This is a genomic window from Serpentinimonas maccroryi (assembly GCF_000828915.1).
GTDB lineage: Bacteria > Pseudomonadota > Gammaproteobacteria > Burkholderiales > Burkholderiaceae_C > Serpentinimonas > Serpentinimonas maccroryi.
On record NZ_AP014569.1, the window covers coordinates 2,428,111 to 2,436,265 of the forward strand.

8 protein-coding genes and 2 pseudogenes are annotated in these 8,155 nt (G+C 68.4%); 1 reads left to right on the forward strand and 9 read right to left on the reverse strand.

Annotated features, from left to right (window positions below; all coding sequences use genetic code 11):
* Window positions 1–4: 4 nt before the first annotated feature.
* From SMCB_RS11175 to purE, 3 genes are read right to left on the reverse strand one after another with little or no spacing between them, the layout of a single operon-like run.
* Window positions 5–1,048, reverse strand: coding sequence for an L-threonylcarbamoyladenylate synthase (locus SMCB_RS11175; protein ID WP_420834909.1), 1,044 nt, complete (start codon window positions 1,046–1,048; stop codon window positions 5–7).
* Window positions 1,045–2,403 carry a 5-(carboxyamino)imidazole ribonucleotide synthase gene (locus SMCB_RS11180; RefSeq protein WP_082027374.1) on the reverse strand — a complete coding sequence of 453 codons (1,359 nt, stop codon included), beginning with the start codon at window positions 2,401–2,403 and terminating at the stop codon, window positions 1,045–1,047. The genes SMCB_RS11175 and SMCB_RS11180 overlap by 4 nt, the downstream gene beginning before the upstream one ends.
* A complete protein-coding gene (gene purE, locus SMCB_RS11185) occupies window positions 2,400–2,903 on the reverse strand; it encodes a 5-(carboxyamino)imidazole ribonucleotide mutase (protein WP_045537070.1) in 504 nt (167 codons plus the stop codon). Before purE ends, SMCB_RS11180 begins: the two co-directional genes overlap by 4 nt.
* 233 nt (window positions 2,904–3,136) lie before the next feature.
* On the opposite strand from purE, the gene trxA reads away from it, so the two are divergent.
* Window positions 3,137–4,078: a thioredoxin gene (trxA, locus tag SMCB_RS11190; protein WP_045537072.1), complete on the forward strand. Its 942-nt coding sequence runs from the start codon at window positions 3,137–3,139 to the stop codon at window positions 4,076–4,078.
* Here trxA and SMCB_RS11195 read toward each other — a convergent pair whose 3' ends face one another.
* The 6 genes and pseudogenes from SMCB_RS11195 to SMCB_RS13350 all read right to left on the reverse strand — a co-directional run.
* Complete coding sequence (locus SMCB_RS11195) at window positions 4,079–4,360, reverse strand: helix-turn-helix domain-containing protein (RefSeq protein WP_045537074.1); 282 nt, start codon at window positions 4,358–4,360, stop codon at window positions 4,079–4,081.
* Entirely contained in the window at window positions 4,357–4,695 is a 339-nt protein-coding gene (locus tag SMCB_RS11200; RefSeq protein WP_045538098.1) for a type II toxin-antitoxin system RelE/ParE family toxin, read from the reverse strand. Before SMCB_RS11200 ends, SMCB_RS11195 begins: the two co-directional genes overlap by 4 nt.
* A 170-nt stretch (window positions 4,696–4,865) precedes the next feature.
* Window positions 4,866–5,342 (reverse strand): annotated as a pseudogene (locus SMCB_RS11205) (copper chaperone PCu(A)C); the annotation flags it as partial.
* Window positions 5,343–5,423: 81 nt separating this feature from the next.
* The gene (locus tag SMCB_RS11210; protein ID WP_045538102.1) at window positions 5,424–6,326 is read right to left on the reverse strand and encodes a phosphoribosylaminoimidazolesuccinocarboxamide synthase; all 903 of its coding nucleotides are present in this window, start codon (window positions 6,324–6,326) and stop codon (window positions 5,424–5,426) included.
* A 66-nt stretch (window positions 6,327–6,392) separates the two neighbouring features.
* The gene (locus SMCB_RS11215) at window positions 6,393–7,475 is read right to left on the reverse strand and encodes a methyl-accepting chemotaxis protein (RefSeq protein ID WP_420834910.1); all 1,083 of its coding nucleotides are present in this window, start codon (window positions 7,473–7,475) and stop codon (window positions 6,393–6,395) included.
* Between the two features lie 27 nt (window positions 7,476–7,502).
* Window positions 7,503–7,973 (reverse strand): annotated as a pseudogene (locus tag SMCB_RS13350) (MCP four helix bundle domain-containing protein); the annotation flags it as partial.
* Between the last annotated feature and the right edge of the window lie 182 nt (window positions 7,974–8,155).

The following is an 8,155-nucleotide window of genomic DNA, read 5'->3' on the forward strand; positions in this document are numbered from 1 at the left end:
CGCGTTAACCCGACGCCGCCGCGCGTTGCAGCCGGTCGCGCACGCCGTCCCAGGCTGGGTCGTCCGGCGGGGTTTCGACCCAGATCAGCCGCGTGCCAGGGCGGTCGAGCGCGCGCAGCACCGCAAACAGCTCGTGCGCGCAGGCGCTGGCCTGCTGCGGCATGCGCTCTTGCAGCACGTGGGCGCTGGCACAGCGCAGCGGGCTGCGGCTGTAAATCGCCAGGTGGCGTGCGTCGGGGCCGAGCAGGTCGAGCGCGGTCTGCAGCTCGGGCGCGGGCAGCAGGCGCAACCGGGCCCGCGGCGCGTAGTGCGCGCTCAAGGTGCCCGAGGCGCGTGGGGCTGCGGCATCGCGCGCGGCCAGTGGCTGGCCGGCAGCGGCTTCGAGGGTGCTCAAGGGCAGCACGCCGGGGCGCAGTAGCACCGGCTGGCTGCGGCTGCAGTCGATGATGGTCGATTCGATCCCCACCTGGCAGGGGCCGGCATCCAAAATCAGCAGATCGTCGTCGCTAAGCAGGCCGGCAAACTCGGCCGCCACATGCTCGGCGCGGGTCGGGCTCAAACGCCCAAAGCGGTTCGCGCTCGGGGCCGCCAAGCCCCGGATGCCCACTTGCAGGGCGGCTTGCAACACCGCTTGCGCCACCGGGTGCGCCGGGCAGCGCAGTCCGATGCTGCCTTGGCCACCGGCGGCGGCGCTGGCCACACCAGGGCGGCGCGGTAGGATCAGCGTCAGCGGCCCGGGCCAGCAAGCGGCCATCAGGCGCAGGGCAAAGTCAGGGCAGGCGCGGGTGTAATGCGCCAGCGCCGGCTGCCAGTGCGCGGGCTGGCTGCCGCCCACATGCACGATCAAGGGATGGTCGGCCGGCCGGCCCTTGGCGGCATAGATGCGCGCCACCGCCTCGGGCGCATCGGCATCGGTCGCCAAGCCATAGACGGTCTCGGTGGGCAGGGCGAGCAGGCGGCCGGCCTGCAACTGGGCGCAGGCGCGCTGCAGCACGGGCTCTGGCGCGCCAGCCGTTGCGCCGGCAAGGGCGCGCGCGTCCAGCGTCAGGGCCACGGCGCGAGGCCCAGAATGGCTGCTGCGGCCAACGCCGTTGCGCGCACCTGCTGCGCGCTGCTGCCGGTGAGCGTGAGGTGCCCCATCTTGCGGCCGGGGCGCGCCTCGAGCTTGCCGTACAGGTGCAGGTGCGCACCGGGCAAAGCCAGCACGGCGGCCCAGTCCGGGCTGCGCGCTTGGCCTTGGGCGTCAAACCACAGTTCGCCCAGCAGGTTGAGCATGAGCGCCGGGCTGTGCTGGCGCGGCGCCACCAGCGGCAGGCCGGCCAGGGTGCGCACCTGCAGCTCGAATTGCGACACGTCGCAGGCGTCGAGCGTGTAGTGGCCGCTGTTGTGCGGGCGCGGGGCCATCTCGTTGAGCACCAGCGCGCCCTCGGCGCTGCCGTCGTCGATGACAAAAAATTCAACGCACAGCACGCCCACGTAGCCCAGCTGCGCGGCGATCAGGGCGCTGGCCGACACGGCGCGCGCGGCCAGCCCGGCGGGCAGGCTGCCGGGGCAGGCCTCGGTGAGCGCCAAAATGCCGTTGCGGTGCAGGTTGCGCTGCGGCGGGTAGTGCACCACCTGGCCGTCGCGGCCGCGCGCCACCAGCACCGACAGCTCGGCTTTGAGCGGCAGCAGGCGCTCGAGCACGCACGGCACGCCGCCCAGGCGCTGCCATGCGGCCCGCAGCTCGGCGCCGGTGTGCACGCGCTGCTGGCCTTTGCCATCGTAGCCCAGGCGCGCGGTTTTGAGGATGCCGGGCAGCAGCGCCGTGGGGGCGGCCTGCAGCTGGGCCTCGGTCTCGATGACCGCGTAAGGCGCCGGGCCTACGCCGGCTTGCTGGGCGCAGGCGCTGAAATGGGCTTTTTCGGCAATGCGGTCTTGTGCCAGCGCCACTGCGGCGGCGGATGGCGCCACCGCGCGCCGCTGCGCCAGCCAGCGCAGGGCCTCGGCCGGCACGTTCTCGAACTCGGTGGTGATGGCGTCGCAGCGCTGCGCCAGCTGCTCGAGGCCCAGCAGGTCGGCGTAATCGGCTTGGATGTGCTGCGGGCAGGCTTGGGCGGCCGGGCTGTGGTCTTCGGGCTCCAGCACCGCGCAGGCGTAGCCCAGCTTTTGGGCCGCCTGCACGAACATGCGCCCGAGCTGGCCCCCGCCCAGCACGCCCAAGGTGCAGGGCTGGCCGCTGGGGCTTAGGCTGCCGGGAAGCAGCTGCGGTGGCAATGGTTGGGGCGGCTGGAGTGCGGGCTGGAGCAGGGGCTGGGCGCAGCCGCGCTCTGCGCTGCCCACGCCAACGGCGGCAGGTGCGCTGGCCGGGCTGGCCGGGCTGGCCGGGCTGTTCGCGCTGTTCAAGCTGGCCGGGTTGTTCATGGGCTGGACTGCGGCGGCAGCGTCATGGCGCGCGCGGCCTCGGTCTGCGCGGCGCGGAAGGCTTGCAGGCGCTGCAGCAGCGCCGGGTCGTGCAGGGCCAGCATGGCGACGGCAAACAGCGCCGCGTTGGCGGCCCCGGCGGCGCCGATGGCAAAGGTGGCCACCGGAATGCCTTTGGGCATCTGCACGATGCTGTGCAGCGAATCCACGCCCCCCAGCGCCTTGCCCGCCACCGGCACGCCGAGCACCGGCAGCGTGGTTTTGGCTGCCAACATGCCCGGCAGGTGCGCCGCGCCACCGGCGCCGGCGATGATCGCCTGCAGCCCGCGCCCGGCCGCGCTTTCGGCGTAGGCAAACATGTCGTCGGGCATGCGGTGCGCCGACAGCACGCGCGCCTCGTGCGCCACGCCCAGCTGCTGCAAAATCTCGACGGCGTGGCGCATCGTCTCCCAGTCGGAACTGGAGCCCATGACCACGCCGATCTGCACGGTTGCGTTCATAAAATAGTCGATCGAAGCTGCGGGCTTCAACCGAGATTGTCCATTGGACGCACCAGCGGTGCGGCGTTGAAAGGGGCCGGCGCAGCCCGCTGAAGGGCGCATCCGGTGCAAGCGCTTGATTTTAAGGCGTGGCCGTGCCGCCACCGCTTTGGGCGACAATGTCAGCTGCCGGGCTTTGCCGTGCCCCCTTTCTTTTTCCAACCCCTTTGTCCCGCGGTACACCGCCACCAGCCATGATCGACGTCACCCTTGCCAATTTCGAGTCCGAAGTCATCGCCGCATCTGCGCAGGTGCCGGTGCTGGTGGATTTTTGGGCCCCTTGGTGTGGGCCCTGCCGCACCCTCGGCCCGCTGCTGGAAAAGCTCGAGGCCGCCTACCAAGGCCGCTTCAAACTGGTGAAAATCGACTCCGACCAACAGCAGCAACTGGCGGCGGCCTTTGGCATCCGCAGCATCCCCACCTGCGTGCTGCTGATCGACGGCCAGCCGGTCGATGGCTTCACCGGGGCGCTGCCCGAGAGCCAGCTGCGCGCCTTCCTCGACAAGCACCTGCCCGAACTCGACAGCGCGCCGCCAGACGAAGCACCCGAGCCCACCGACCTGAACGCCGAAGAACAGCTGGCGCGGCTGCTGCAACGCCTGCAACAGGAGCCGGGCAACCACGATCTGCGCTTCGATTGCGTGCGCCACCTGATCGCCCATGGGCAGTTTGAGCAAGCTGAGCTGGCGCTGGCCCCTGCGCTGGCGCAGATTCCGCTGCAACTGCGCTTCGAGGCGTTGTCGCATTGGCTCAATGCGCTGCTGTTTTGCAGCACCGACGAGCGCGGCCAGTGGCCGCTGGAGCGCTTCGACGAACTGATCGCGCACGACAAGCGCGATTTCGAAACCCGCATGGCCAAGAGCCGGCTGCTGATCGCCTTGGGCGAATGGCCGGCGGCGCTCGACGAGCTGCTCGAGATCATCCAGCGCGACCGCCGCTGGGCCAACGAGCTGGCGCGCAAGACCTACATCGGGCTGCTGGAGCTGATGACGCCACCCGCACCCAAACCCGACCCGGCGCAAGCGGGCAAGAGCGCCGGCGGCATCGAGCTCTCCGGCAAGGCGCTGCAAGCCACCGACCCGCAAAGCGAGCTGGTGGCGCGCTACCGCCGCCGCCTGAGCATGGCGCTCAACTAATCAAGCCGCTTCGTGCACCCGCAGCTCGACCTGCAGCCCGGCCGCTGTGGCCATGTTCACCAGCGCATCGAGTCCGAACAAGCCGATCTTGCCGCGCATCAAGTCTGAGATGCGCGGTTGCGTCACGCCAAAAAGCTTGGCGGCTTGCGCTTGGCTCATCTGGCTGCGGCTGAGGTGGTTCTGCAGCGCCATCATCAGGACCGAGCGCAGTTTCATGTTTTCCGCTTCTTCCGGGGTGTCCTCGATGGCTTCCCAGACGCTGGCAAAGCGTTGTTTGCTCATGGTTCCAGTTCCTTCAACAAGTCGCGGTAGCGTTTCGCAGCCAAGTCCAGATCGGTCTTGCGGGTCTGCTCTGTTTTCTTCTGAAAGCAGTGCAGCACATAGACGGCATCGGCAAACTTGGCCACGTAAACCACCCGAAACGCCCCGGACGCATCCCAAATCCGAATCTCCTGCACACCTTGGCCCACGGTGGACATGGGCTTGCAGTCATCCGGATTCAGTCCGTTTTGCACCCGATCGAGCTGATGACCCGCCTCGCGCCGCGCCGAGAGCGGAAATGCGCGCAGGTCATCAAGGGAGCTGCCCCGGAATTCGATGGATTTGGTCACGGCCACCGGCGAATCATACAAAATTTTGTATGATTTTGCAAGAAAAATAAAGCCGGGAGAAGCGAGCTTCAGGGCCGCTGCGGAGCGGCCGGAGCGGCCGGAGCATGCCCATGCCCGTGCCCGCCCGGTGCTGCATGCGCGCCGTGACCTTGGCCGTGGGCGCCGTGCGCACCTTGGCCATGCCCGCCATGCCCATGCGCGCCTGCAGCTGCTGCCCCGAGCGGCCGCACCGGCGCCTCGATGGTCTGGCTGAAGCGCTGGCGGTTGGCGTCTTCGAACACCAGCGTGATGGCCACGCGCTCGCCGGCGTTCAGAGGCTGGCGCAGCTGCATCAGCATCACGTGGTAGCCGCCGGGCCGCAGCTCGACCGCTTGCGCCGCCGGCAGATCGAGGCCGGCGATGGCGCGCATGCGCATGACATCGTTGACCACGGTCATTTCGTGGATTTCGGTCAGGCCGGCTACGGGTGAGCTGGCCGCCACCAGCCGTGCATTCTGGCTGGCGCTCAGGCGCATGAAGGCTCCGGTGGCCTGCTGCTGCGCCACGGTGGCGCGCACCCACGGTTCGCTCACCGTCACCACCGGGGTTTGCGCCGCAGCCGGGCCGACCAAGGCAAACCCAGCCAGGGCCAAAGCAACAAAGAAAGCTCGCATAGCGTACTCCTTGAATTTCAAAAATCTGAGCAGTCGTGAGCCGACGCCCCGGCATGGTGGTGCTACTTTAACTGCGCCGCCCTAGCCCAGCAGCCGCTGCAGCGCGTCGCGGTACTTGGCGGCGGTCTGCGCGATCACTTCAGGCGGCAGCGTGGGCGCGGGGGCGCTTTTGTTCCACGGCTGGCCGGCCACCGTCGCCGTCTCGAGCCAGTCGCGCAGATACTGCTTGTCAAAGCTCGGCGGGTTGGCGCCGGGGCGGTACTGCTCCAGCGGCCAGTAGCGCGAGCTGTCGGGGGTGAGTACCTCGTCCATCAGCACCAGTTGGCCCTGGGCGTCGAGCCCGAACTCAAACTTGGTGTCGGCGATGATGATGCCCTTGCCCAGCGCATGCGCCGCCGCCGCCCGGTACAGCCCGATCGACACGCGCCGAATCTGCTCGGCCAGCTCGGGGCCGATCATCTGCACCGTCTGCTCGAAGGTGATGTTCTCGTCGTGCTCGCCCTGCGCCGCCTTGGCCGCGGGGGTGTAAATGGGCTCGGGCAACTGCGCGGCGTTGACCAAGCCCGGCGGCAGGGCCACGCCGCAGACGCGGCCGCTGCTTTGGTATTCTTTCCAGCCGCTGCCGGCCAGATAGCCGCGCACCACCGCCTCCACGGGGATCGGGCGCAGGCGCTGCACCAGCATCGAGCGACCGCGCACCAAGGGCCGCTCGGCCGCGCTGACCACGCTTTCGGGGTCGTCGCCGGTGAGGTGGTTGGGGCACAGCCCCAGGCGGCTCAGGTGCTCGAACCAAAACAGGCTCAGGCGCGTGAGCAGTTCGCCCTTGCCGGGGATGGGCTGCTCCATCACCACATCAAAGGCGCTGATGCGGTCCGAGGCCAGCATCAGGATGCGGTCGTCGCCCACGGCGTAGTTGTCGCGCACCTTGCCGCGCGCCAGCAGCGGCAGGGATTGGAGGGTGGAGGTGTGCAGGGTTTGCGTCATGGTTTGCGAGTGTAGCGCCAGCGCAGCAGGCGCTGCGGTGCCCAAATCAGGCCCCAAAACCCCAAACTAGGCCGCCTGCCGCGCAGCCGAGCCTTGGACGTTGAAGGCGCCCATGGTTTCGTCGAGGCGCTGCGATTGGTCGCGCAAAGCGGCGGCCGTGGCCTGCGAGCGCTGCACCACGGCGGCGCTGATGCTGGCGGTCTGGTTCAGGGCTTGCACGGCTTGGTCTAGCTGCTGTGCGCTGGCGCGCTGCTGCGCCGTGGCTTGGGCGATCGAGCCCATCAGGCGCGAGAGCTCGGCCACCGAATCCACCACGCGCTGCATGGTCTGGCCGGCGTTTTCGGCCGCGGCCGATCCGGTCTGCACGCGCTGGGTCGAGGTTTCGATCAGCGCCTTGACTTCGCGCGCCGCCTGCGTGCTGCGCTGCGCCAGGCTGCGCACCTCACCGGCCACCACGGCAAAGCCGCGCCCTTGTTCGCCCGCACGGGCCGCCTCCACGGCGGCGTTGAGCGCCAGAATGTTGGTCTGGAACGCAATGCCGTCGATCACGCTCACGATTTCGGCAATGCGCTTCGAGGCCTCGCCGATGCGCTGCATCTCTTGCACCACCGAGCCCACCGCCTGCCCGCCCTCCGAGGCGATGTTGGCCGCCTTGCTGGCCAGCTGGCTGACGTTGTTGGCGCTGCTGGCGCTGGTCTCGATGGCGGCAGCCATGCTGCGCGCGTGAACGGCGCTGGATTCGATGGCGCTGATCTGCTGATCGGTGGCCGCGAGCAGATCGGTGCTGGTGTGGTCGAGCTGCGCCGCCGCGCTCGACACACCGGTCGAAGTCTGACGCACGCGCGCCACCACCTGGCTGAGGCGCTGCTCCATGTCGGCGATCGATGCAAAGAGCGAAGCGAATTCGTCGCCTTGCACCGGGGGCTCGGCCTGGTGGTTGCGCGCATTAGCGATGCGGAAGGTGACTTTTTGCGCCCGGGCAAGCGAGGCCCGCATGGTGCGCATGAAGGTGTGGGCGTTGTAAGCCGCCACCACAAACACCAGCAGCGTGGCCAAGGCCAGCGCCAGCTTGGTGTTGAAGGCGATGCGGTCGGTGCCGGCCAGCTGCTCATCGACCAGCTGCTGCTGCCACGCGCGCTGCTCGGCCATGTGCTGCAAAACCCGGTCGCGCGCCGGTACCAGATCGGTGTTCAATAGGGTGAAAGCCGCCGCTGCGTTGCCGGCCTGAATTTGGCCCGCCACCTGCTGGGCTTGGCGCCAAAACTCGGTGTCGGCCGAGCGGATTTGGGCAAAGATTTCGTGCCCGCGGTCGTCGTCTAGGTTGGTCTCGAAGGCTTGCAGCAGATCGAGCTTTTGTTGCCTGAAGGTGCCTAGGCGGTCTAAGCTGGCCCGAACCTCGTCGGCGCTGGTCACCAGCATGGCTTGGCGCGCCTCGAGCGAGATGCGAAGCATCAGCACTTGCGCGTCCGAGATGCGCTCGACTTGCGGCATGAAGCGCTGCGCCAAGCGCTCGGACTGGTTTTCGAGGTGGCTCAAAATCAACCAACTGGCCGTCGAGGTGGCGGCCAAGGTGGAAAAAAGCAAAACGACGGTGAAAACCAGTTTGCGGCCCAGCGAGCGCGATTGCGGTGAGGTGCGAAGGTTCATGCTTCAAGCTCGGTAAGGTCAAAGGTGTCGGTGCAGCCGTAGGAGCTTGCTGCTGTGGGACACCACCACCCAAGCCCGAGCCGGCGCGTGGGCATTATGCCGCCGCACCGTGTCTTCGATGCACAGGCATGTGTTTAGCCTTGCGCACCAAACCCGCAAAACTGTACCAAAGTCCAATAGGC

Bases quoted from the DNA above. Each gene is read 5' to 3' on its own strand.
- purE (WP_045537070.1), bottom strand. From the start codon at position 2,903: ATGAACGCAACCGTGCAGATCGGCGTGGTCATGGGCTCCAGTTCCGAC.
- SMCB_RS11180 (WP_082027374.1), bottom strand. From the start codon at position 2,403: ATGAACAACCCGGCCAGCTTGAACAGCGCGAACAGCCCGGCCAGCCCG.
- SMCB_RS11195 (WP_045537074.1), bottom strand. From the start codon at position 4,360: ATGAGCAAACAACGCTTTGCCAGCGTCTGGGAAGCCATCGAGGACACC.
- trxA (WP_045537072.1), top strand. From the start codon at position 3,137: ATGATCGACGTCACCCTTGCCAATTTCGAGTCCGAAGTCATCGCCGCA.
- SMCB_RS11215 (WP_420834910.1), bottom strand. From the start codon at position 7,475: ATGGCCGAGCAGCGCGCGTGGCAGCAGCAGCTGGTCGATGAGCAGCTG.
- SMCB_RS11210 (WP_045538102.1), bottom strand. From the start codon at position 6,326: ATGACGCAAACCCTGCACACCTCCACCCTCCAATCCCTGCCGCTGCTG.